This window comes from Mesorhizobium sp. (assembly GCF_004962925.1).
Classification (GTDB): Bacteria; Pseudomonadota; Alphaproteobacteria; order Rhizobiales; family Rhizobiaceae; genus Mesorhizobium.
Window position 1 is genome coordinate 1 of the sequence record NZ_SUEO01000068.1, and the last position, 23,871, is coordinate 23,871.

General features: G+C 61.2%; 20 protein-coding genes and 2 pseudogenes. 14 read left to right on the forward strand and 8 right to left on the reverse strand.

Going from position 1 to position 23,871, the window contains the following annotated elements:
• The 3 genes from E5W87_RS15590 to E5W87_RS15600 all read right to left on the reverse strand — a co-directional run.
• Window positions 1-1,677 (reverse strand): xanthine dehydrogenase family protein molybdopterin-binding subunit (locus E5W87_RS15590; protein ID WP_292398883.1); only part of this gene is annotated, 1,677 nt, incomplete at its 3' end.
• Window positions 1,674-2,657 carry a xanthine dehydrogenase family protein subunit M gene (locus E5W87_RS15595; protein WP_292398886.1) on the reverse strand — a complete coding sequence of 328 codons (984 nt, stop codon included), beginning with the start codon at window positions 2,655-2,657 and terminating at the stop codon, window positions 1,674-1,676. The genes E5W87_RS15595 and E5W87_RS15590, both read right to left, overlap by 4 nt.
• Window positions 2,654-3,139 (reverse strand): (2Fe-2S)-binding protein, encoded by a 486-nt coding sequence (locus E5W87_RS15600; RefSeq protein ID WP_292398889.1) that lies wholly within the window; start codon window positions 3,137-3,139, stop codon window positions 2,654-2,656. The genes E5W87_RS15595 and E5W87_RS15600 overlap by 4 nt, the downstream gene beginning before the upstream one ends.
• A gap of 397 nt (window positions 3,140-3,536) precedes the next feature.
• On the opposite strand from E5W87_RS15600, the gene E5W87_RS15605 reads away from it, so the two are divergent.
• A complete protein-coding gene (locus E5W87_RS15605; protein WP_292398893.1) occupies window positions 3,537-4,163 on the forward strand; it encodes a TetR/AcrR family transcriptional regulator in 627 nt (208 codons plus the stop codon).
• A 74-nt stretch (window positions 4,164-4,237) separates the two neighbouring features.
• Here the strand turns inward: E5W87_RS15605 and E5W87_RS15610 are convergent, their stop codons facing one another.
• Together E5W87_RS15610 and E5W87_RS15615 are read right to left on the reverse strand one after the other, a co-directional pair.
• The gene (locus tag E5W87_RS15610; RefSeq protein WP_292398896.1) at window positions 4,238-5,143 is read right to left on the reverse strand and encodes an alpha/beta hydrolase; all 906 of its coding nucleotides are present in this window, start codon (window positions 5,141-5,143) and stop codon (window positions 4,238-4,240) included.
• Between the two features lie 895 nt (window positions 5,144-6,038).
• Window positions 6,039-6,338, reverse strand: coding sequence for a hypothetical protein (locus E5W87_RS15615; protein WP_292398899.1), 300 nt, complete (start codon window positions 6,336-6,338; stop codon window positions 6,039-6,041).
• A 612-nt stretch (window positions 6,339-6,950) separates the two neighbouring features.
• Here E5W87_RS15615 and E5W87_RS15620 point away from each other — a divergent pair.
• The 12 genes and pseudogenes from E5W87_RS15620 to E5W87_RS15675 form a co-directional block, all read left to right on the forward strand.
• A complete protein-coding gene (locus E5W87_RS15620; RefSeq protein ID WP_292398902.1) occupies window positions 6,951-7,382 on the forward strand; it encodes a dihydrofolate reductase in 432 nt (143 codons plus the stop codon).
• 220 nt (window positions 7,383-7,602) lie between these two features.
• Complete coding sequence (locus tag E5W87_RS15625; RefSeq protein WP_292398905.1) at window positions 7,603-8,544, forward strand: hypothetical protein; 942 nt, start codon at window positions 7,603-7,605, stop codon at window positions 8,542-8,544.
• A gap of 89 nt (window positions 8,545-8,633) precedes the next feature.
• The gene (locus E5W87_RS15630) at window positions 8,634-9,131 is read left to right on the forward strand and encodes a DinB family protein (protein ID WP_292398908.1); all 498 of its coding nucleotides are present in this window, start codon (window positions 8,634-8,636) and stop codon (window positions 9,129-9,131) included.
• A gap of 247 nt (window positions 9,132-9,378) precedes the next feature.
• Complete coding sequence (locus E5W87_RS15635; RefSeq protein ID WP_292398910.1) at window positions 9,379-10,239, forward strand: xanthine dehydrogenase family protein subunit M; 861 nt, start codon at window positions 9,379-9,381, stop codon at window positions 10,237-10,239.
• A complete protein-coding gene (locus tag E5W87_RS15640) occupies window positions 10,239-10,715 on the forward strand; it encodes a (2Fe-2S)-binding protein (RefSeq protein ID WP_292398913.1) in 477 nt (158 codons plus the stop codon). The genes E5W87_RS15635 and E5W87_RS15640 overlap by 1 nt, the downstream gene beginning before the upstream one ends.
• Before the next feature lie 2 nt (window positions 10,716-10,717).
• Window positions 10,718-12,982 carry a xanthine dehydrogenase family protein molybdopterin-binding subunit gene (locus tag E5W87_RS15645; protein ID WP_292398945.1) on the forward strand — a complete coding sequence of 755 codons (2,265 nt, stop codon included), beginning with the start codon at window positions 10,718-10,720 and terminating at the stop codon, window positions 12,980-12,982.
• The gene (locus tag E5W87_RS15650; RefSeq protein WP_126043243.1) at window positions 12,982-13,227 is read left to right on the forward strand and encodes a MoaD/ThiS family protein; all 246 of its coding nucleotides are present in this window, start codon (window positions 12,982-12,984) and stop codon (window positions 13,225-13,227) included. Before E5W87_RS15645 ends, E5W87_RS15650 begins: the two co-directional genes overlap by 1 nt.
• A gap of 884 nt (window positions 13,228-14,111) precedes the next feature.
• Entirely contained in the window at window positions 14,112-15,644 is a 1,533-nt protein-coding gene (locus E5W87_RS15655; protein WP_292398919.1) for a DUF1254 domain-containing protein, read from the forward strand.
• Between the two features lie 40 nt (window positions 15,645-15,684).
• On the forward strand, window positions 15,685-16,503 hold the full coding sequence (locus E5W87_RS15660) for a DUF2092 domain-containing protein (RefSeq protein ID WP_292398922.1): 819 nt from the start codon (window positions 15,685-15,687) through the stop codon (window positions 16,501-16,503).
• Complete coding sequence (locus tag E5W87_RS15665) at window positions 16,500-16,835, forward strand: hypothetical protein (protein ID WP_292398925.1); 336 nt, start codon at window positions 16,500-16,502, stop codon at window positions 16,833-16,835. Before E5W87_RS15660 ends, E5W87_RS15665 begins: the two co-directional genes overlap by 4 nt.
• 97 nt (window positions 16,836-16,932) lie before the next feature.
• On the forward strand, window positions 16,933-19,008 hold the full coding sequence (locus E5W87_RS15670) for a mechanosensitive ion channel family protein (RefSeq protein ID WP_292398928.1): 2,076 nt from the start codon (window positions 16,933-16,935) through the stop codon (window positions 19,006-19,008).
• Between the two features lie 62 nt (window positions 19,009-19,070).
• A pseudogene (locus E5W87_RS15675) lies at window positions 19,071-19,335 on the forward strand (hypothetical protein); the annotation flags it as partial.
• 88 nt (window positions 19,336-19,423) lie between these two features.
• Here E5W87_RS15675 and E5W87_RS15680 read toward each other — a convergent pair.
• The 3 genes from E5W87_RS15680 to E5W87_RS15690 all read right to left on the reverse strand — a co-directional run bounded on the left by E5W87_RS15680 (window position 19,424) and on the right by E5W87_RS15690 (window position 22,627).
• Window positions 19,424-20,680, reverse strand: a complete 1,257-nt coding sequence (locus tag E5W87_RS15680; RefSeq protein ID WP_292398948.1) for an alpha/beta hydrolase — start codon at window positions 20,678-20,680, stop codon at window positions 19,424-19,426.
• Between the two features lie 209 nt (window positions 20,681-20,889).
• Window positions 20,890-21,663 (reverse strand): hypothetical protein, encoded by a 774-nt coding sequence (locus E5W87_RS15685; protein WP_292398931.1) that lies wholly within the window; start codon window positions 21,661-21,663, stop codon window positions 20,890-20,892.
• 181 nt (window positions 21,664-21,844) lie between these two features.
• The gene (locus E5W87_RS15690; RefSeq protein WP_292398950.1) at window positions 21,845-22,627 is read right to left on the reverse strand and encodes a transporter; all 783 of its coding nucleotides are present in this window, start codon (window positions 22,625-22,627) and stop codon (window positions 21,845-21,847) included.
• A 726-nt stretch (window positions 22,628-23,353) separates the two neighbouring features.
• Between E5W87_RS15690 and E5W87_RS15700 the strand changes: the two are divergent.
• Window positions 23,354-23,871, forward strand: a pseudogene (locus tag E5W87_RS15700) (hypothetical protein); the annotation flags it as partial.

Sequence of the window (23,871 nt, forward strand, 5' to 3'; positions counted from 1 at the left end):
GCGATCAGCGATCCAAATTCGCCGTTCCATGCGCTGCAAGCCAACACGCTGGTCGAGCGCGGCGGTCGCCGCCTTGTGAACGGCGCCGGTCATCACGCCGGCCAGCCGTGACCCGCCGGTGACCCCTGCGCGGGCATAGCGGGAATCGCCCAGCTTCACCACGACGTTCTCAGCCGGCACGCCCATCACTTCGGCGGCGGTCTGCGCCAGGATCGTATAGGTGCCCTGCCCCATGTCGATGCTCGAGCTTTCAACTTCGACGGAGCCGTCAGCGAGGATGCGCACCATCGCCTCTCCGTAGGCGCGCCGCACCGGATAGGTGCCGGCGGCAACACCCCAGCCGATCAGCTGGTTGCCGTCGCGCATCGAGCGCGGCTCAGGGCTGCGCCTTGACCAGCCGAAGGCCTCGGCGCCGGCGGCGAAGGCCTCGCGCAACTGCCGTGTCGACCACGGCTTTTTCACCTCCGGATCCTGTTCGGCATAGTTCCTGAGCCGGATCTCCAGCGGATCGATGCCGATCTCATAGGCGAGCTCGTCGATCGCGCATTCGATGCCGAAGGCGCTCGGGTTCTCGCCGGGCGCGCGCAACGCCCCCGGCACCACTGTATTCACCCGGACGACATTCTGCCGCGACGAGAAATTCGGCGTCGCATACATGATCGAGGTGACCGAGCCGAGCGGCTCGACCCACATGCCGTCGACCGAAGTCTCGTTGACACCGCGATGCACGATCGACTGGATCCGTCCCTCTGCGTCGGCACCAAGCGCCACCGTCTGGCGCGTTGCCGCTCGTCCGCCATAGGCGGTGAAGGTCTGCGGCCTGGTGATCGCGAGCTTGACCGGCCGTCCCAGCATTTTCGCGGCCATCGCCGCCACCGCGCCGTAGCCGTAGGCGAACGCCTTGGAGCCGAAGCCGCCACCGATATAGGGCGAGACCAGGCGCACATTCTCGAACGGCACGCCGAACCATTCGGCATAGGTCCGCGCCATGCCATCGAGCCATTGGCTGGGCTCCCACACCGTCAGCCGATCGCCCTGCCAGTGCGCGATCAGCCCATGCAGCTCCATCGGCGCCTGGTATTCGCGCGGCGTGTTGTAGGCGGCGCAGATCCGCACCGGGGCCGAAGCAAACGCCACTTGCGCATCGCCCCATTCCTTGGTCATCGTGTCGACCGGAATGCCGTCGCCGGCCTTTGGATCGTCGAGATCGACGATGGCCGGCGTCTCGTCATAGGCGACCTTGACCAGTGCTGCGGCCGCGACCGCCTGCTCGAAACTCTCAGCCACCACCGCCGCGACATGCTGACCGCTGAAGGTGATGTCGCGCGCCAGCGGGCAATAAGGAATATCCGGCGGCGTCGTGCCCAGCCAGTCCGTCGCCGTGTTGAGGCGCAACGCATTGTCCGGCGTCAGCACCAGAAGCACGCCGGGTGCGCTTTCAGCCGCTGCCGTGTCGATCGAACGCACCGTGCCGGCGGCAATCGTGCTCTCGACGAGAACGGCGTGGCTGAGCCCTTCGAGCTGCTGCTCGACGGCGTATTTTGCGGCACCGGTGATCTTGGCCGGGCCGTCGACGCGCGATAGCCGCCCGCCCACTGCTTCCGCCAAGATGGCGCCGTCAGATGCGTCGCCCCTCTTCGAGTCACTTTGTCTTGATCTGATCTCGTGAACGGTCATGCCGTTTCTCCCATCTTGAGGATGGCGCGGGCGACGATGCGCGGCGCCAGTTCGATCTTGTAATGGTTAGCGCCGTGATCGACGGCGCCCTCGATGGCGAGCAGGCTGGCTTGCTTGACGATATCAGCCTCCAGCAGCTTGCCTTTCAGCGCCTCCTCCACGGCGCGTGCGCGCCACGGCTTGGTGGCGACGCCGCCAAGCGCCACGCGCAAATCCCTGATCGTCCTTCCGTCAGTCTCGAACTCGATGCCGACGGCGGCACTTGCGGCGGCAAACTCATAAGATTGCCGGTCGCGGACTTTCAGATAGGTCGAACGTCCCGCAGCGGCGGAACCAGGAATGCTGATCGCGGTGATCATTTCGCCTGGCTCGATCGCATGCTCGCGCTCCGGCGTAGTACCCGGCAGGAGAAAAAAGTCATCGACCGCGACCTGACGGTCGCCGAGATGGACCACCGCGTCGAAGGCGACCAGCGCCGTCGCCAGATCGCCCGGATAGGTGGCGATGCAGGCCTCGCTAGTGCCGAGCACGGCATGGCCGCGGGTGACGCCGCCGATCGCCGTGCAGCCGCTGCCGGGCGTGCGCTTGTTGCAGGCGGGAAAGTTCGCCGGATCGCGGAAATACGGGCAACGCGTGCGCTGCATGAGATTGCCGCCGATGGTCGCCATGTTGCGGAGCTGCGCCGAGGCCGCCTGCCACAGCGCTTCCGAGACGGCGGGGAACCGGCTTTTTATCTCGGCATGGTCGGCAACGCTGCTCATCCTTGCCAGCGCACCGATCGTGACGCCCCGGTCATCGACCGTGATCCTATCCAATCCGTTGAGATGGCTGATGTCGACCACGGTTTCAGGTTCGGTGACGCCGCATTTGGCGAGATCGATGAGCGTTGTGCCACCGGCGAGCAGCATGGCGCCCGGCAGCGCCGCCGCCTGGCGTGCCGCATCGACGGTATTGGCGCGCAGATACGAAAAATCCCTCATGACGCGACCTCCAGTGCCGCCTGGCGCACGGCGGCAACAATGTGCGGATAGGCGCCGCAGCGGCAGAGATTGCCGGCCATGTATTCGCGGATCTCGTCATCCGAACCGGCATGGCCCTCGCGGATGCAGGCGACAGCCGACATGATTTGTCCCGGCGTGCAGTAGCCACACTGGAAGGCGTCCTGTTCGAGGAAGGCTGCCTGCACCGCGTGCAGCGTGCCGTCCCCGTCGGCAAGCCCTTCGATTGATGTGACCGCCCTGCCCTGGGCCTGGGCGGCAAGCGTCAGGCAGGCAAGCACGCGCTGGCCGTCGACATGCACGGTGCAGGCTCCGCACTGGCCCTGGTCGCAGCCCTTTTTGGTGCCGGTCAGGCCGAGATGATCGCGCAAGGCGTCGAGCAGCGTGACGCGCGGCTCGACCTCCAGTTCATGGCGTTGTCCGTTGATCTGAAGTTGGATGGGAATTCGGGTTTTGCTTGTCATGGGGCGTCTGGCTCCAGTTGCTTGACGCGGTGCGGCAAGGGCACCAAGGATGGCGAGGCGGTGGTGAGGGCTAATCTCCCCCCTTGAGGGGGGAGATGCCAGGTTTTGGCAAATAGGGCAGGCCAGAGGGGGGTCGTCTCGCGTAATGCGCCAACCTCCAACTGTCAGAAGGAGGAGGCCGCGCCCGGTCGAACCGCCCCCCTCTGTCGCCTTCGGCGACATCTCCCCCTCAAGGGGGGAGATCACGCTCTCGCCAGCTTGCAGGATTTCAGCACGTGACATACGCGTTCCCCCGATTATATGATAAAGGTGCTCCACTAAAACGGAGGCGCCTCCGTTTATTACGTGGGGGCTGAACCGGTCGGGTTCAAGCCCTGTATTCGCAGTGGAGAAAAAATTGGCTTCGCAGCCGCCCGCAATCGCCAGAGACAAGCCCGACGCGACAGCGGCAAAACCGTTGCGCGCCGATGCGCAGCGCAACCGCGACGTGCTGGTCGAGGTGGCGGCAGTGGCCTTCGCCGCGCATGGCGTCGATGCCTCGCTGGAGGAGATCGCGCGCCAGGCCGGCGTCGGCATCGGCACGCTCTACCGGCATTTTCCGACGCGCGAGCACCTGGTCGAGGTGGTCTACCGGCGCGAAGTCGAAAGCCTGTGCGCGGCCGCAGACGAGCTTGCCCTTCACCATCCGCCTGATATCGCGCTCGAACAATGGATGCGCCGCTTCGTCGACTACATCGCCACCAAGCGCGGACTGGCGACAAGCCTGCGCATCCTGCTCAACACCAATTCAACCCTGTTCTCGGACATGTCCGGCCGGGTGTCGCTCGCTTTGCGGCAGCTGATCGAAGCGGCGGTGGCCCACGGCTCGATCCGCAGCGACGTCGACGCCTCCGACGTGCTGCACGCGCTGGGCGGCATCTATTCGGCGCCCGACACCGAGGACTGGCGCGACCGCTCGCGCCGGCTGGTGTCGCTGCTGATGGACGGGCTGAGGTTCGGGGCGGGCAGGTCGGCGAAAGGATAGCGGGTGAAGGCTGGGCCGCGAAAGCGACGCTGGTACGAAGTCCGTGTTGCGCAAGCAGCTGCCTCACCCACGGACTATAAATATTCGCGGACAAACATGCCCGCGTTGTGAAGAGCGCGCCAACCGGCACTCAACCCCGCATTCCAAACCGGCCAAGCGTGAATCATATGCGGCCAAATTTCGAGACGTACTTTGACGTCAGCCGCGCCGGCGGCTTCCGCGAGCCGAGTTGCGTCCGACAACAGCGTCTCGGCCGAACCGACTTGTATCAGCATTGGGGGAAATCCGCTCAGATCGGCGAACAACGGCGAGATCAGGGGATCGCGCCGACCAACGCCATGGGGAACATAGGCGGTTGCCAGTTCCTCCAAATACGCCCGCTGGATGATAGGGTCGATCGCGTCCTTAGTTGATAGTGTCGCGCCGGACATCGAAAGGTCCGTCCAGGGCGAAACCAGCCAAAGACATCGCGGCAACCGCTCCCCTGCCGCGCTCAATATACTGGCCAAGCACAGGGTGAGGTTGCCGCCCGCACTGTCTCCGCCAACCACGATGCGATCCGGCGCGATCCCTTGCCGGCTCAGAAAGCGCCATGCGGTGAGTGCGTCTTCATGTTGCGCAGGGAAAGGATGTTCCGGTGCGCGTCGATAATCGATCGCGAGGGTGCGCATTCCCATTGCTCGGCCTGCCTCGGTCACCATTCGACGATGACTTTTGAGAGAGCCGGAGCAGTAGCCACCACCGTGGAAAAAGAGCAGAATCTTGTCCCTGTCACTCTCAGGCGCTAGGGACCACTCTCCCTCGAGGCCATCGAAAACCGCATCCTCGCATCGGATGTCGTCCGCAATCGGCCACACCGAACCAACCTCGTCGAGCCGTGCCCGGCGTTCGTCCCAGCCCACCGATCGTGGCTTTGACGTCAACAAACTGCGGACGGCGTTGATCTCCGTCAGGTCGAGGTGTTCGTCCACATCGCTCATTTTGCTTCCCTAGCCTCATCAAGCATAGAAAACCGGCGGACAGCAGCAGCCACACGTTATCCAATAGAGCGCCAATGCCAGCGCTGGGAATTTTTCGTTACAATTGCGCCACGGCGAATACGGGACGACAGTTGCCCGTAAAACCCGATCGTCATCTTTTAGCACTGCCCCCCGCACATGGTGGAATATTTCCATCTGATATTTGCCAAAGCTGTCCCTCAAGGTGAAACATGTGACGGGCACCTATGGGTCAATCCTTCACGTCCAATGTCGACTGTCCTGGGAAGCCGTATTGCGGACGAAAAGCAACGCCGGACATCCCGTGACGCTGTACTCGGGCGGCGCGCAAGAGGCTGGTGTTCGAAGCGACCCCTAAGGGCGTCTAACACAGCCTGGATAGGCTCTTTCTACATCTTGAGTCCAAACACTGGAGGACAGCACAATGAAGCACGTTCTCGCACTTGCACTCTTCATTGGCGCCGGATCGCTGTTTGCCACGGCAGCCTATGCCGAACCGCCGGACCATGCCCCGCAACGATGACACAAGCCTCCATCCCGGTCATCAAGGGCACCTGTCGAGCGGCCGCCAATACCCAGGAAGACCTGCCACTGAGTTCCACGAGAGCCTTGAGGCGGAAGGAGAGCCGAGCTTTCCGACCGGTCCGGGTGGGTGGGCCGAGCAACAGAGCGACGGCGCTAACGCCCAGCGTAGCAGCACCGACGCAACGGCCGACAACCAGGGCAGGTAAACACAGGTCCTGACGGGTAAATTCGCGCGCTTGCCGCGCCGCGATGACATCCTCAACCTCGCCTGAATGCGGTCCTCATTCGATGACGGAATGCCAGCGGAGCAAGAACGAGTAACTCCGCCCTGAATTGCGTCCGGTGCGAAATCCTATGCGAACAAGCCCACTGCTCGATCGTAAAAATGGTCGAGAGCGCAGCGCCTGGCGGCAATCCGGGCGGCTTCAAGCAATTCCTCGCGACCCGAGGCGCCGTCCTTATAGGTTGCGATGACCGCGCGCGCGATCATTTCGGCGTCCCCGTTGTCAAGCTCCGCTTCGCCGGACCGCAAAATTTCCCGAACCACACCCCTCAAGAGATCCAGTTCAATGGTTGAAAAGACGCCCATATGGGGCGCGGATGTGCACTCCACCGCCATCTGAATTCCTCCCGCCGTCACGATATCAAACACGCGAGAGATTACAACTAAAGTATTAGGCGGGCGCTCCGGCTTGGTCTTTTATCTCGACGCGTCTCAGAGATCCTGAAGTGAGGCTTGGCGAAGCACCGCTGCGAGGATCAATTCGTCCAGATCGTACACTGAACTACTTGGCCCGTTGCCTTGTCACGAACCCTCTTCGAGAACACGCGATGAAGGCCGATTGCGCGTGATTCAGCTTCATTCCTCGCAACGAAATCGGGAGGGCCGACATGCGTTTGCCAGAGAAAGTTTGCTGGGGCAGGTTTCCACGTAACTTTTGATCCATAGGCCGCTTTGCCCGGAACTGTGCTATCGAACCGGCAGTCGATCGCTGCGGGCATCATCCCTTTCTTAGCCATTGCGTCGGAAACCCCGACAGAACTTCGCTTCGTAAGCCATCCATCCGCACGGCTAGTTGAAACTGTAGTGCAACCTGCCAGAGATATGCTCGATATCAAAAGCCCGATGGCCAGTGCGTTGCCTATGGATGATCGCCGAGTGCCTTCTTGATTCTGTTTCATACCCGCCCAGATAGGACGTCGGCGGGAAACAACGCAAGGCCCCCTTTTTTAGTGGGATCAGACCGCTATCGGTGGAGTACTCATGAAGAAGACTGTCGTTAGGGTTGTCTGTGCCATCGGCCAAGCGGGGCAGCTCGGCCTCAATGGGGGCCTTCCATGGGAAGGCAACCGGTCGCCGGAGTTCGTCGCCGACGTTGCGCGGTTTTTCGACGTCACGAGAGGACACGTCTTGCTAGCCGGCCCCAAGACGATCGCGAGCGTTCCGGATTTTGCGCGCGCCGATCGGGACCTTGTCGTTGTTCGCTCCAGCATGGATCCCGAGGACACACTCCAACGCTTTGCCGGCCGTGTCGTTTTCATCGGCGGCGGTCCACCGGTGTGGGACGCCTACGCGCGCTTCGTCAGCCACTGGGACGTCACCCGGCTGCCCTATGACGGGCCGGCGGACCGCTGGTTCGATGCAAGTTGGCTTACGAGAGGTGGCGAGGTTGCCAGAAATCACCGCGACCAATGAAGGCTCGGCCCGTTTCAATCCGGGGACCATTTAGACCACGTCGCGACCCAAGTTCCAGTCCGCATTTTCTGCGACTTTGACCCTAGGGTGATTGGCGATGCCCAGCTCGCCCAGTTCCAAAACGGCCCAATGGGTCATTTCCGGCCGTTGACGCCCGTAGGCGTTGAAGCGGAATGGTATTAATCTGCGCGGTCTCGGGCTTCAGCAACCTGGCAGACGCATGGATTTCAGCACCTTCTCAGGCCAAGGCTACTTACTCATCGGCGGCCTCATCCTGGTCGGTGCCGGGCTACTGATCCTTTCGCTGATCGTCAATGCTCGTGTGGCACACAATGTCCGCCACGACATACGCCATCGTGAAAAGCTGCTGGAATATTATCGCAACATCTTTTCCCAGCTCGGCGTGATCCTGATCGGCATTGGCGTTTCCCTGTTCATCTTCTTTTTTCAGCAGAATTATCAGGAACAGCGCAAACGCGAAACGGAGCTTCAGCTGGTTCTCGCCAAACTGGCCGCGCGCATTGCTCGCGGCGCCGCCGTCGTCGAATACCTTGGCGAATTCGATGCGTTGCTGGATGATGGCGGGCCCTATATCAGCCCGGAACTCGGTGGAACGAACACCGCGATCAGCGCACATGGGGCGGAACTCGGCAAGCAGGTCGCCAGTATCCTTTTGGTTGAGCGCGACGTTGAGATTCAAGCGTTCGAGATCCTGAATCTATCGCGCGATTTCGAAGCATCGTTCGTCGTCAACGAACTCAATCCCACGCTGTGGTTCAACATCGTCCGGGATGAGAGCGAGATCAAATATGCCGCCACGCAGCTCGCCCTCGACTACAAGGACCTCCAGGATGCGATCGGCGGAGACTCAATCGCGGTTGCGATCGCAAATCCTGAAAAGGAGGCAAAGATCAAGCAGGAGATGCTCGACATCTTTTATGATGCCGACCTCTTGCGCCAGCGCAGCAGGAGACTTCTCGGCCGTGCGTGCTGGCTTTTCAGCGAGGGGCGGAACTTCGTCGGCCTTGGACCGGTCAACGAGATCGAAGCCGATGCCAAGTCGCACCAGGAATGGATCGATCGGTCGAAACCCTTCCTGACGCAGTTGAAATCGGGAAGCGGCGATTGCTTCAAATTGCTCCAGTTCAGCCCGGCGCCCTGAGTTGAGACCAGCGTCTTGAGTTGGTCAAAGCTCGATCGGCTGGCTGCCGCCAATCCACCGAACATCGATAACCATTGGAGCCCGAGAAAATGATCTCATCCGGATACTGCCGACTTATGGCCCGTTACAACACTTGGCAGAATACCTCTTTGGTAACTGCCGCTGATGGGCTCACGAATGTGGATCGCTGGAAGGATCGAGGTGCGTTCTTCCAATCGATCGCAGCTACGTTGAATCATCTTTATTGGGCTGATGCCCTGATTCTACAGCGATTAAAGGGGAACGAGCGCCCAGAGGAAACCATCAAGCACTCCCTCACAAGCCCATCGGATTGGGATGACTTCAAGACGCTCCGTATGCAACGGAACGAGGAAATCGAAGAGTGGGCAGCACGATTGCTAGACGCGGACCTCAACGGGATGGTTGTTTGGTATCCTGGGGGAGGTTCAACGCGGATCGAGAAGCCAAAGGCTCTCTGTGTTGTTGAACTCTTCAACCACCAGACCCACCACCGGGGCCAGGTCCACGCGATGTTAACAGCAGCGGGTGCAGAACCAGAGCCAACTGACCTTTCGATGCTGGCATAGCTTGTCCGCTATGGGCTGATTGCGGGCGAGTGCTTTGTCGCGAACCCCCCCGATTAAAACGACAGTTCTGCACCGACTCCCGCGACAGATATGATCCATGACGACGGCCACCTGCAAGGTCAGCTTTCAGAGCCGTCAGTTCCTGACGCGGCGCCTGGCCTAATCGCTGCTAATGCAGAACCGGATGACCATTCCGATCCAAGGCCCTATAACAGGCCGACAGGATTGCGATGATCAAGGGGAGACGATGCGCTACATACGTCCGCTTTCAATGGAAGATGCCGTTGGCCAGTTGGCCGGCTCGTCTGGCACGGCCGCCATTCTCGCCGGAGGCAGCGACCTCCTGGTGAGGATGAAAGGCGGCTTTATCGAGCCAGACCTGATCGTCGACATCAAGGCAATCGACGGACTCGGCGAGATCAGGGAAACGGCGGAGGGCTACAGCATCGGTGCGGCGGTCTCCTGTGCCCTGATGGGAGAGAGCGCAGCCTTGAAGAGGGAATGGCCGGGCGTCGTCGAAGCGGCCAAGCTGATTGGCTCGAAACAGGTGCAGGGTCGCTGCACCATCGTCGGCAATCTTTGCAACGCCTCGCCGGCGGCCGACAGTGTGCCGGCGCTGGTGGCAGCAGGCGCCAGGGCATTGATTGCCGGGCCAGGAGGCAAGCGCACCGTCGCGGTAGAGGCAGTGCCGACCGGGCCGGGCAAGACGTCGCTCGCCAAGGGAGAGATCATCGAGGCGATCCTGCTCGACAGGCGCGCGCCGCGCTCCGGCGATGCCTATCTGCGTTTCATTCCACGCACGGAGATGGACATCGCCGTGGTCAGCGCCGGGGTGAACCTGACGCTCGATGAGGCAGGTGTCGTCAAGGCGGCCCGCGTGGCGCTGGGCGCCGTGGCCGCGACGGTGCTGCTGGTCGAGGAGGCCGCCGAGGCCCTCATCGGCAGGAAGCTGGACGAAGCAGCGCTGGAGCGGCTCGCCAAGGTCTGCTCGGGGGCCTGCCGGCCGATCGACGACAAGCGGGGCACCGTCGAGTTCAGAAGAAAAGTTGCGGGTGTGCTGGCCAGACGGGCGGCCACGACCGCCTATGCACGTGCAGGAGGCAAATGATGGCTGGTGTAGCGGTTTCAACGACAATCAATGGCGACAGTATCGAGTACCTTTGCCAACCGGACGAGACGCTGCTCGACGTGCTGCGCGATCGCCTCGGGCTGACCGGCGCCAAGGAAGGCTGCGGCACCGGCGACTGCGGGGCCTGCAGCATCATCCTCGACGATCGGCTGGTGTGCTCGTGCCTGGTGCTCGGCGCGGAGGCCGAGGGTCGGCGCGTCGAGACCATCGAGGGCATGGCGCATGGCGACACGCTGCATCCGCTGCAGCAGAAGTTCCTCGAGCACGCGGCGCTTCAATGCGGCATCTGCACGCCGGGCTTCCTGATCGCGGCCAAGGACCTTTTGGCCAAGAACCCCGACCCGACCGAGGAGGAAATCCGCTTCGGCCTCGCCGGGAACCTCTGCCGCTGCACCGGCTATGACAAGATCGTGCGCGCCGTCCAGGACGCGGCAAACGTGATGAAGGGAGCATGACGATGAATTTCGATCCGCGTTACTCGGGACGCAATTTCACTTCCGTCGGCACCCGCCCCATTCGTCCCGACGGCGTCGACAAGGTGACGGGCCGCGCGCGCTACGGCGCGGACTTCAACATGGCCGGCCAGCTGGTCGGGCGTGTTCTGAGAAGCCCGCACGCGCACGCCACGATCAGGAAGATCGACACCTCGAAGGCGGAGAAGCTCCCCGGCGTGAAGGCGGTGATCACCGCCGCCGACCTGCCCGACCTCACCGACGGCGACGCCGCCATGTACGACATCCTCGACAACTGCATGGCGCGCAAGAAGGCGCTCTATGACGGCCATGCGGTGGCCGCGGTCGCCGCGGTCGATGCCCGCACCGCCAGGCAGGCGCTGAAGCTGATCGAGGTCGACTATGAAGTGCTGCCGCATGTGACCGATGTCGACGAGGCGATGAAGCACTCGGCGCCCGTGCTCAACGACACCATCTTTACCGAAGGCGTCGAGGAAAAGCCCGCCAGGCCGTCCAACGTCACCACGCGCACCCAGTACGGCCATGGCGACATTCACAAGGGTTTTGGACAGGCCGATTACGTCGTCGAACGCTCCTTCAAGACCGAGCAGACGCACCAGGGCTACATCGAGCCGCATGCCTGCGTGGCGAATGTCAGCTCGGACGGCACTGCCGACCTCTGGGTCTGCACGCAGGGCCATTTCGTCTATCGCCAACACTGCGCCCAACTGCTTGGCATGGAAGCTTCCAAGCTGCGCGTCACCTCGTCGGAGATCGGCGGCGGTTTCGGCGGCAAGACCCATGTCTGGGCCGAGCCGGTTGCGCTGGCGCTGTCACGCAAGGCCGGCCGGCCGGTCAAGCTGGTCATGACGCGCGATGAGGTGTTCCGCGCCTCGGGGCCGACCAGCGCCACCTCGATCGACGTCAGGATCGGCGCCAGCAAGGACGGCACGATCACCGCGGCCGAGGCGACGCTGCGCTACTCCTGCGGCCCCTATGCCGGCATGTGGGCCGAGATCGGCGCCATGACCGCGTTCGCCTGCTACAGACTGGAGAACGTCAAGACGGTCGGCTACGAAGTGCTGGTCAACCGGCCGAAGACGGCGGCCTATCGCGCGCCATCGGCGCCGATGGCGGCGTTTGCGGTGGAAAGTACCGTCGACGAGCTGGCCAAGGAGATCGGCATCGATCCGGTCGAGTTCCGGATCAGGAACGCCGCCCAGGAAGGCACCAGATCGTCCTACGGCCCGGTATACGGCCCGATCGGCATCGGCCCGACGCTGGAAGCGGCGAAGAACCATCCGCACATGAAGGCGCCGCTGGGCAAGAACCAGGGCCGCGGCATGGCTTGCGGCTTCTGGTTCAACTTCGGCGGCCAGACCTGCACCGATCTCAACATCGGCATGGACGGCTCGGTCTCGCTTGCCGTCGGCACGGTCGATGTGGGTGGTTCCCGCGCGTCGCTGTCGCTGGTGGCGGCGGAGGAACTCGGCATCGCCTATGAGCAGGTCAAAGCGGTGGTCGCTGACACCTCCAGCCTCGGCTACAACGACATGACGGACGGCAGCCGCGGCACCTTCTCCTCCTCGATGGCGACAATCTCGGCCGCCCGCAACGCCATCAAGATCCTCAGGGAACGCGCCGCGCAGACGTGGGACATCCCGGTCGAGGACGTGGTCTGGGAAAAGGGCCACGCGATTGCCAAAGGCGAGAAGTACGGCAACCTTGCAGCGCTGTCCCTCAGGGAGATCGCGGCCGCGTCGGGCAAGACGGGCGGACCGATCGCCGGCCACAGCGAGCTCGTCGCCGACGGCGCCGGCGTCTCCTTCGCCACCCATATCTGCGATATCGAGGTCGATCCCGAGACCGGCGCCACCAGGGTCCTGCGCTACACCGTCGTGCAGGACGCCGGCAAGGCGGTGCACCCGACCTATGTCGAGGGGCAGTACCAGGGCGGTGCCGCGCAAGGCATCGGCTGGGCGCTCAACGAAGAGTACATCTACGGCAAGGACGGGCGGCTGCAGAACCCGGGCTTCCTCGACTACCGCATCCCGGTCTGCTCGGACCTGCCGATGATCGACACCCAGATCCTCGAGATTCCCAATCCCAACCATCCCTACGGGGTGCGTGGCGTCGGCGAGACCTCGATCGTGCCGCCGCTGGCGGCAATCGCCAATGCGGTGTCGAACGCCGCGGGCGTGCGCATGACGCACATCCCGATGTCGCCGCCGCGGATTCTCGCGGCGATCGAGGCGGAACGGGGAGGCTGATGGTCGAAGTAACGCTCTGGGGATCGCTTGGCGCGCTCGCCGGAGGCAAGAGCAAGGTCGAGATCGAGGCCAAGGACATAAGGGAACTGTTCAGGAAACTGGCTGAGCAGTACCCCGGCCTCGAGCCCTTGATCGAGAAGGGCATCGCCGTCGCCATCGACGGGACGATCTATCGGGATACGTGGTCGAAGGAATTGCCTGAGGGGGCTGAGATTTTCCTGCTGCCGAGGTTGGCTGGGGGGTGATGGGGACCTGCCTCCACCCTCGCCTAGCATCAAGGTCTCGAACGTCGTTGATTGGGCCGAAATTTGCCGGTCCGCTTTCGGGACGAAGTTGCCGACAAGCGGCCATTCCGCTGACGACCCATTCGCGGAAGTTCGCTCGCCCTCGATCGAACTCACGCCCGCGACCCGAAGCCGTTATCCGCCACACAAACGTGTCTGGTGCAGATTTGCCGGCACCGTTCGGGGAAAGATACGACCGCCCCGTATAGGTCCGGAATGGCGCAACCGCATCATCACTGCCTAATGGCGGCGTGCAAGTCTGGATTTCTTAATCTGCGACAGATTGATGGTTAGCTGGATTGGGATGAATTCCTAGCAAACGCTGCCGAGCAATTCGGTTACGTCGTCGATTCCAGTGTCAAAGCGCGAGCTCCATAGCTTGCAGGAGGTCCTCATGAGAAGTCTTCAATTGACGTTGAAACGGTTACAAATCGTGGCCCTTTAATCGGACATGCTGCGACGCTGCCTGGGCAGGTACGATCTTGCATCCTGCTTCGCCAGAAATGTCTTTGGCAATCACGTGATAGATCGCATCGCACAGAACCGGCGATCTTTTGATCGACATAGCTGCCTTACCCAGCCGACCACGTAAGTTACATTCCCCCACTGCCCTCCTCGCGGTAATCTCCCCCCAGCCGCCCGGTCGTCGCCGAAAGCCGCAAGAAATGACACGGGAGAAGCAGCATGAAAAACAATAGACGATCGTTCGGATGACAGGCGCCGGCGTGCGGCATTGCCCCGGTCGGCCTTGCGATCGCGCCACGGCGCTTCCCGGTCAGAGCGCGAGGCCGAAATTTCGAACAGGTGCATTGAGACAACAGATTACAAGGGAGAGGAATTGCATCATGAAACCGCGCGCACTTGGATTCAGCAGTCTCGCAGCGTGTCTGATGGTTGGGTCGCTGGGTCTGGGCCTGACCGCGACAGCCCACGCTCAAACGAAGCCGAAATATTCCGCCGACGTTCCGTCGTCGGTCTTGACCCCGGACACCGTAGAGACCCGGATCGGCACACTGAAGTTCTTCGATGGCCTCCCCGACGACGAAACGGTCGCGAAGGTCTACGACAATCTCGACTTCTCCCGCGGCATCGACGCCTTCCTGGCCGGCATGCCGGCCGCGTCCGTATACGCGGTATGCGACGGCGTCGACAAAGCCGGTGCGAAGATGAACCAAGGCTTTGGAATGACCGAGGAGTTGATGGATGCGCGCTCGCTGTTCCTGACGCCGAACGCGACCACCGTGTACGTTTTCGCCTGCGTCAACCTAGCGGACGGGCCCATGGTGGTCGAGGTGCCGCCCAATGTGCTCGGTCCCATCGACGACGCCTATTTTCGGTTTGTAACAGACGTCGGGCTAACAGGCCCGGACAAGGGCAAGGGCGGCAAATATCTGATAGTTCCAGAGGACTACGCCGGTACGGTTCCGGCAGCAGGATACTTTGTTACCAAGACGCGCACCTACGGCAATCTCGTCTTCTTTCGAGCATTTGTCGCCAATGGCGACGTCGCGGCTGCCGTCAAGGGCGTGAAGGACAAGGCTCGAATCTATCCGCTTTCCGCAGCCTCTAGTCCGCCCGAGACAGTGTTCGTCAATACCTCCGGCATGCAGTTCAACACGATCCACGCCAATGACTTTCATTTCTACGAAGAACTCGACGCCGTAGTGCAGGCCGAGCCGGCCAACGCGTTCGACCCGGAACTGGTCGGGCTGTTTGCCTCGATCGGCATCAAGAAAGGCGCGCCCTTTGCGCCGGACGCGCGGATGAGGGCAATCCTCGTCGATGCCGTCGCCGTCGGCAATGCGACGGCACGGGCGATATTGTTCGCCTCTCGTGACCCGCGCACGAAGATCTACCCGGACCGTCAGTGGTTCACGGCCTTCGTCGGCGGCAGCTCCGAATTCGCTGACAAGGCTGAACGCCTGCTCGATGCGCGCGTGCTCTTCCATTATTACGCTACCGGCATTACGCCGGCGATGGCCGCGGCGAAGCCAGGGACCGGCTCGGCCTATGCCGTTGCCGCCCGCGATTCCTCGGGCGAGTATCTCGACGGCGGCAAGACATACAAGGTCACGCTGCCGGGTCCTGTCCCTGCCAAACAGTTCTGGTCATTCACCGTCTATGACGGACAGACACGGTCGATGCTGGAGACCGATCAGAAGAGCGCAGGGATCGACAGCACGCAGCAAGGCATAAATCCCAATGCCGACGGCTCGGTCACAGTTTGGTTCGGGCCCAAGGCTCCCGCTGGTCACGAAAGCAACTGGGTGCAGACGATGCCGGGCAAGGGTTGGAACACGCTCATTCGTCTCTATGGCCCGCTGCCACCATGGTTCGACAAGAGCTGGAAACCGGGTGACTTCGAGCTCGTCGACTGAGGCTGTTCCTGTATCTGAATAAGAATCGCCGAGTACTGCATTGGAGATCAACATGAACCAAGCAAACTTGAAATCCCGCCTTAGATCGCATCCGGGATGTATCAGCATGGCGGCAGTTTTAATCGGGCTAGCGCTTTCTGTTTCGCCATCGTGGGGTCAGAACGTCATCGACGCCGATGCTGACGGTATCCTTATGGCCATGACAAGCCATCTCAAAAGCTTGCAGGCGTTCACAGTCGACTATGACACCGATCATGAGATCGTCGACCTGGCCGGCCAGAAGTTGCAGTACAGCGCTTCCGGCTCCGTCCAGGCATCCCGCGGCGACGGCTTCTATATGACCCGCAAAGGCCCTTTTGCCGACGTAGAACTCACCTTCGACGGCAAGCTAATCTCGCTCTATGGCAAGGGCATGAACGTCTATACGCAGTTGCACAGTCCTGGGGCATCGATTGATGAGGCGGTCGAGGAATTCAGGGTGTCGACCGGGCTCGACGTTGCAGGCGCCGATTTTCTAGTCGCGGATCCTTATGCCGTTTTGACCGAAGGCGCTACGTCGGGGAGACTGGTCGGCGATGCCTTTGTCGGCGGCGTCGAATGCGATCAACTGGCTTTTCGCAGTGACGACGTGGACTGGCAGATCTGGATTAGCAAAGGCGCTGAGAAGCTGCCTGTCAAATATGTGATCACCACCAAATGGGTGACGGGAGCGCCGCAATATTCGTTGCGATTCAGCAACTGGAAAGCCGGTGGGGTCGACGCCAAGCTATTCTCGTTCAAGGCTCCGGCCAATGCGAAAAAGCTGGAACGGATAGACTCCGACGAGGTCGGCGAACTTATGCTGGAGGGCAGCAAATGAACGCGCGTCGCATGTTCCGCAATCATCTCTCGGTCGCCGCTGTGATGACGGCGTTTCTTGTAACCGATGGCCTGATGGACGGTTACTTCATTCCGGCAGGTTCGATCGTCTCCAGCGCGGAAGCGCGCGTCGGCAGGCCGCTTACGCCCCGCAGCGTCGCCGGCGTTGCGCGGCGTACAACGCGCCGGGTCGTCCGCCGCTCGACGATATACGTGGCGGCACTACCGCCCGCCTGCGTGAGGACTAGCATCAACGGCGCTGCGGTTTGGCAGTGCGGCGGGACATACTACCAACCCTATGGCGGCCGTTACGTCGTCATCTACGTGAACTGATCGTAGCCGCGCAAAGCGAGAGAGCGAGAGGGTCTCCAATGACACTACAACGACGGGGGCTGAAACGACCGGTCGGCATTCAAAACTCGAGGCGCTCATGAAGAGCAAGCTACGGCTCGGGTTCTTGCCAGTTGTCGTCGTGCTCTTGCTCGCGCTCTTGCAGGGAACTTCGCTAGCTCAACAGCCTTCCCCCGATCTTCCGCCCGAAAAGGCAAAGCAGTTCCTCGAGCTTTTGTCCGATCCGGAACTCATGGCATGGCTCGAGGGAAAGATTCCAGCGGCTACGGATGAGCCAGGCCTGTCCATTGCCGAGGACATCTTGAGCCTGGAGGCGGGTATTCGTGCCCGTATCGGTGCGCTCGGCGCCGCGATCCCGCGCCTGCCGGAAGAACTGTCGCGCGCCGCCGACGTTGCCTCGCGTGACGTGAACTCCGGCAGGCCAGGGCTGGTTATGGGCACCCTGGCGGTCTTGATCGCGGTCGGGTTTGGAGCCGAGTGGGCGGTCCGACGAGCGCTCGCCAGGACGAGGAGCGCGGTTGCTCAGGAAGACGCCGGACAAACGATCCTCTTCGAGACTGTCGCCCTGCTGACTTTTGCGCTCGCCAGCGCCGGTTCGTTCTTGGCATTCGGATGGCCACCCTTACTCCGCAGGATCATTCTGACCCTGCTTCTTGCGTTCATCGCGTTCCGTGTCGTTCGCGCGGCAGCCCGATTGCTGTTTGCGTTCGGCGGTGCGACGAGCGCCGCCTCGGACAGGCCGACTCCGCTTTTCGAAAGCGAGGCTTCGACCCTTTTCTGGCGTTGGCGCGTCAGCCTTGTGGCCGGGTTCCTGTTGTTCGGCTGGGCGATCGCCAGCCTCATGCCTGGCCTGGGCTTCTCTCGAGAGGTTGCAGGGCTCGCCGCCTTCCTGTTCGGGCTTGGATTTCTGGCGACCGCAATCGACGTCGTTTGTCAACGGCCCGACGGGCGAGGCGCTCTGGTCAAGCAATCGTTTCTCACCTTGTTTCTCATCGTGCTCTGGGTGGCTTGGGTCGCCGGCCTGCTCGGCGTCCTGTGGCTTGGGATTTTCGCCCTGGTGCTGCCAACAGCCTTGCGCGGCGTCAGCGCCGCGGCAGAGGCCTTCGCCGGCAGGTCGAAGCGCAGCGGCGCGATGGGCGTCGTACTCAACGTGCTCATTGTGAGGGGCGCCAGGGCGGCGGTCATTGCCGCGGCGGTCGCATGGCTCGCCTATATCTGGCGCATCAGGGCCGCGAGCCTCGCCGGCAGCGAAACCGGCGGCTTCCTGATAACCGGGCTGCTCAACGGCATCATCATTTTGCTGATCTCCGACCTGCTCTGGCAACTGTCGAAGGCCTTGATCGAATATCACATGAACCTCGCGCCGGCGGATGGGAGCAGCGCCGACGAGCTGGCCCGCAACGGCCGGCTGCTCACGCTGTTGCCGATATTCCGCAACGCCCTTGCCATGTTCATAGCCGCGGTCACCGCGCTAACGATCCTCGCTGGGCTCGGCGTGCAGATACTCCCGCTGATTGCCGGCGCCGGCATCTTCGGCATCGCCATCGGCTTCGGCTCGCAGACCCTGGTCAAGGACGTGCTGAGCGGCGTGTTCTACATGATAGACGACGCATTCCGGGTCGGCGAATACATCCAGAGCGGCAGCTACAAAGGCACCGTCGAATCCTTCAGCCTGCGTTCGGTGCGTCTGCGTCATCATCGCGGCTCCATCTATACCGTCCCGTTCGGTGAGCTCGGGGCGGTCCAGAATATGAGCAGGGACTGGGTGATCGACCAGATGATGATCAACGTTACCTACGATTCCGACGTGGATCTGGCACGCAAGCTCATCAAGAAGATCGGCCAGGAACTGGCGGCAGACCCGGAATTTGCGGCCGACACGATTCAGCCGCTCAAGATGCAGGGCATCGACAGTTTTGGGGAATACGCGATCGTTCTGAGGATAAAGTTGACGACGAAGCCTGGGACCCAATTCGGCATCAAGCGCCGCGCACTCATGATGATCAAGGCGGCATTCGCGGAAAACGGTATCAAGATCGCAGTTCCCACCGTTCACGTCGAGAGTGGCGGCGAGACTGCGGCCGCTGCTCATCAGGCAAATCAAGCCCTGAAAAAGAGCAAGGCCCGCCTGGAGGCGGTGAGCGACACGCCCTAGAGCTGCGCGGTCCTGTCCGCGTCATCCGAACTCGGCCTGACCTCTCTGAGAAAGGCATCGATGTGACCGTGTACTTGGCTCAGATTTCAGGACGTGGAATTGTGGCCTTCGACGCGGCGAACGAAGACGAGGCTAGAGCGCGACTGACAGACAGGACAATTGGGCGAGACCTGATTGTGCTTCCGAACGAAGGTCGTCCCCTTTGGAACGACGTCTCGGAGGTCCAATTGCGGAGCAAAACCGAGGGAAGCCGAAATTTGGGGCCAATCGATCAGGGCTGGTGATGACAAGGGCAGGCATGTCTTCTTAGTTCCTGTCGTAGATCCCCTGAAATTCGCCGATCACCATGATGATACGACGCCTGCCTCACTGGCCGCGGACTTCAATGCGGGCCGGCGCAGGGCCAACCGAGGGGCTATTTCTTGCAATCTTTTGTGGACGGAGCGGAGCCAACGCATTCTTTGCCAGCACTCGATTTCTGGCTGATCTGGGAACTCGTCAACGTGCCGATCTGATTGCCGTAATTCTCCCTGCTGTTCTGATCGACCGCCGCAACAGGTGCCGCAATCACCAACCCTGCCGCGCTGCCCGCCGCTGCCGCCACGCCGGTTGTCGCCTGAATGATCGTGTCGCCCAAGCCTATCCTGTTGTCGGTCAACGTCTGGCCGCCAGCCATACGCGCTCCAATCAGTTGCACGACCTGCGGCGACGATGCGAACTTGCCATGGTTTAAACGATCTCCGGATTTGACTTTCGTCAGATCGATGACAGTTACATTGTTGCTCGCAAGTTGTTCTTTGTAGGGGGCCAGCTCCGGGTTGATCGATCCGAGGCGAGGGATATCGCCCCAGACCCGCCGCGAGACTTTGAGCGCGCGATCGTCCTGGGATACAAAGAGGGTGAACCGCGGGTGCTGTTTGCCCATGTCGTCAATCTGGGTGCGAAACACGTCGACATCGACGTCAGGCGCGGCCAGCATGACGTTCTTGAACTTCGTCGGGAGGCCGCCATTGCGGATGGCCATCTGGCGCAAGCCTTCCAACGCAAGCCAATTGCCCATCGAATGGGCGAGGATCGAAACTTCCTTTATTTCAGGATCGCGTGCGAGATATTGGAATAGCAGTTCGAGGGCATCTCTCGTGTAGTTGGTGCTTTCACGATCGTAGCCATACGCCAGTGCACTGCCACGCGAGGGCCATGTGACCAGGATCGGGACGCTCTGAGTGCCCGTATCATTCGCGATCTGCGCAAAGCGATAGACCGAGTCTTCAAAGCGATTGTTGAATCCATGAATAAAGACGAGGACACTGTGATCCGGGCTCTTCCTGACAGAGGCGCTAAGCCACCCCTTCGCTGTCTGGAGTGTCAATTCTTTCGTTTGCACAACGGCGAAATCGGTCGCCGGGTTTGAGGGCAGCTTCTTGGGCCATGCGACCTCTCCAACCTTGCGGACTGATGCCGGAGGGATCGACACCGTAATTTCGGCGAACGAGGGGGCCAGTCCGCGTTCGCCCGTATACATTTGTGCCGGATTGGAGGAACGACTGCGTGTCGTTGTGACCAGCATCTCCACCTTGCTGGACGAAGGGGAGGTATCGGCCACGGGCAGCAGCACGTTCGTCGGACGGGACGCGCACCCCCACAGCAGGCAAACAAACGTCGAGGCAAACAAAGCGTTGCTGAGACGCCTGACCTTGGACGGCCTCACGAAAGTATTTCCCAAACTCTCCTCCCGTCTCGAAGTCGTTCCAAAGGGGTCGTTGGGTCGCGAAAGCTGCCCCGCAACCGGAAGCGAAAACGATCAGCATTGAACTGCCCGAGCGAACTCGCGATGCTCTTACGTCCGCTCAACACGCAGGGGATCTCCCGACACAGATCCAATCAGAACCGAAATCTGGCGCCGATGATTGGTCCCTGCATTGCTATGTCAAACACAAATCCGTCCTCGTCGTAGTCTACGGCAAGGTAGCGATAGCCCGCTTCCAGCGTGAGCGAATCACTGTACCGGTATTGAAGCGTGCCCTGGACTTGCCAATCGATGTCGGCACCAACACCGAAGCCCCCGACATCTGCCTCGCCATGGAGCCCAAACCCTTTGCCGAGAGCAACATCGCCGGCCACACCAATCAAGGGGTCGACCCAAGTCTTGCTGCCGCTGGCCTCTCTTACGCCGAGAGGGCCAGTAACAGTCAAATCCGTGTCTAGGTACCAGAGCCGTCCGCCGGCCAGAACGTCTAAGGTCGCGGTGCCATTGTCGACGACCCGATAGGAGCCGCCGAAGCTCCACACCACCGTCTTCATGTTCACTTCGGCCGAAAGAGCCAACGGGCCGGGCGACGTGCCATCGGCCTCAAGTCCCAGGTAGATGAAGTCGGTGAAAAGAGCGTAGCGGCCATTGCGCGCCTCGCCGGCAAGCATGACCGGCGGGGGAGACCAATCGATGTGATTGAAAATCTGGCTGAAATTGAAATCGATATCCACCGGCGACAGGCCCCTGACGCCGACCCTGCCGTTCAAGCCTGCCATCCAGAAATAGGGCTCTGCGGTGAAGGTCCAGACCGGCGCGGGTGCGGCTTCAGGAAGTTGCGTCGCAACGTCCGCAGCGATCGCCGGCACCGCAAACAGCGCTGCCGCTGTTCCCGCCGAAGCCAACACGAGAGCTCGGATGATTCCCATATCGAAATCCCCTCCAATTCCGTTACTTCATGTCCGATGCGATCGTCTGGCGGCCCAGTGACAACATATACGTGTTCGCATTGCCCACCTAATCGGGTTCCGATCGTTTTTCGTGCGACAGAGGTTCATTTGTTCGTGGCTATCACGGATGGTGCTCGATCTACTTCGGAAACAGTAGGGCAATTCCCGCGCGGAATCCGAAGCCGTCGGGTCCGTTTTCGGGGCTTACGGCCCAATACCGCACACCGGCGAAGAGGCTGATTGGCTGCTTGTCGATCACAACCAGCTTCGAGACCTGGAAGTTGATCGGGACCGACCATTGCTGCACTTCCCAATTGTAGGCACTCTCGGTATTGAGCGTGAAGGTCCAGGCGCCCGTCGTCGTGTAAGAGACGAAAGGCTGCAGGAAAGTGGAACTTATATCGCTGCGGTCGCTGTCCCCTGCAAATGACCAGATATGGTTGGCTAGCATGCCGACCGTCCACCCGTCGAATTGCTTCAAGACGACGCCGGTCGGTCCAGCTCCCCATTTTTTTCCGCCAAGCAATGCGTCAGTCGCAGTGGGCAACAGAAACACCGGGCCGACACCCCAGATGATCCCGTTTGCCGTGGGTTGAGAAGGCGAGAAGAACAGGCTTTGGCTTATGTCGCCGAGCCCGAACTGATCGCCGGATGGTCCGGCAATGTCGTGCTGCCAGGCAATCGGCAAGATTGTGCGCGATATCAGGTTCCAGTTGTCGTTGAGCGTGATCGGAATGACCGGCTGCAAGTTGACATAGGCTTTGTCACCATCGTTCGGGCCATAGCCGCTGTCGTAGTTGAACTGGAACGGCACGCTGATCAGCGAGGCGATCGGATTGGATAGCTTCTTGGCGAGATCCTGGGTGTTATCCTGGGCCCACGCGGCCGTGACGACAAGCAGGGCTGGGAGCACGGCTGCTATAGTGTGTAGAGGTCGATTGCCAGACAGAAATTCCAAGCCAGCCTCCGCTTAGCTCTGGCCGCTCACCTTGGCGGCCAAGGAATGACACGCGATTTCCGGGTGGCGTCCGCGTACAGCACGGCTCCGACTTCCCCAACCAACCGATCCACCAGTTCCTGCCATTCGGCTCGTCTAGACTCGCGCAACGCTGGCGGGACCCTGTCGATCGTCGAGAGTGCGATCTCCGCTTCAGCAAGTTCCTCGCACATATCCCGAAAACCCTCACTTCGGTCCATCAGCCGATGGATGGGCAATTCAAATTGCGGGAACCGACGCACTGCCGCCGAGACCGCCCTTTGCCTATCAGCCGGTTCGTCGTCCATCCTCATGGCGCAAATTCGTATTTTCCCGAAACCACCGTAGCCTAGCGCATTGAGGCGGCTGCGGAATGTAAGTTACGTGGGCGACAGGGTAATTTCTGAACGTGCCGTAGCGAGCTCGGTCGGCAGCAAGCCAATAAAATCGTAAATTCAAACTGCGTTGCCAGTGAGGTCGCATAACTATTGGTCCGTTGTCATCCGTGCTGCGTTGCACAATTCTCGCCTCCCTCCTAATGTTATTCGTTCAGACTACTAGGAGTATTGCAGGAATTGGCGCGCGGATGTAAATTGCAACCGAGAGGTAACCGGCGAAAAAAGAAATATAACTGGGAATAGTCACCCCAGAACGTCAGGTGAGGGAACCAAGGTGATCCGGGCGGAACCAGCCGCAGGGAGGGCGCATAAGCTCACGCCAGAGGATTGTCGTGCCCAGCTTGCCCTGATCCTCAACAGCGCGGACTTCGATGCAACCGGTCGCGAGCGCCGCTTCCTCAGCCATGTCGTGGAGGAGACGTTGGAGGGTCGCGGTGATCGTATCAAGGCCTATTCGATCGCAGTCGAAGTGTTCGGCCGCGATATGTCGTTCGACCCGCAGACGGATCCGATTGTGCGCATCGAGGCTGGCCACCTCCGGCGCGGGCTTGAGCGTTATTACCTGACCGTCGGACAGGCCGACCCAATTCTCATCACGATCCCGAAAGGCGGTTACGTTCCAACGTTCTCGGTGCAATCGCCCCCCTTGACCATTGAGCCGGCATTGCCGGTTAACTGGGCAGAGAAAGTCCCGACCCCTCCACGATGGATGAGGGCATCGTGGCTGACGGTGGTTCTTGCGGCTACCGTCGCGGCATTGGCTGTTCTGGCGTTGGGATTGGCGAGGGGCGG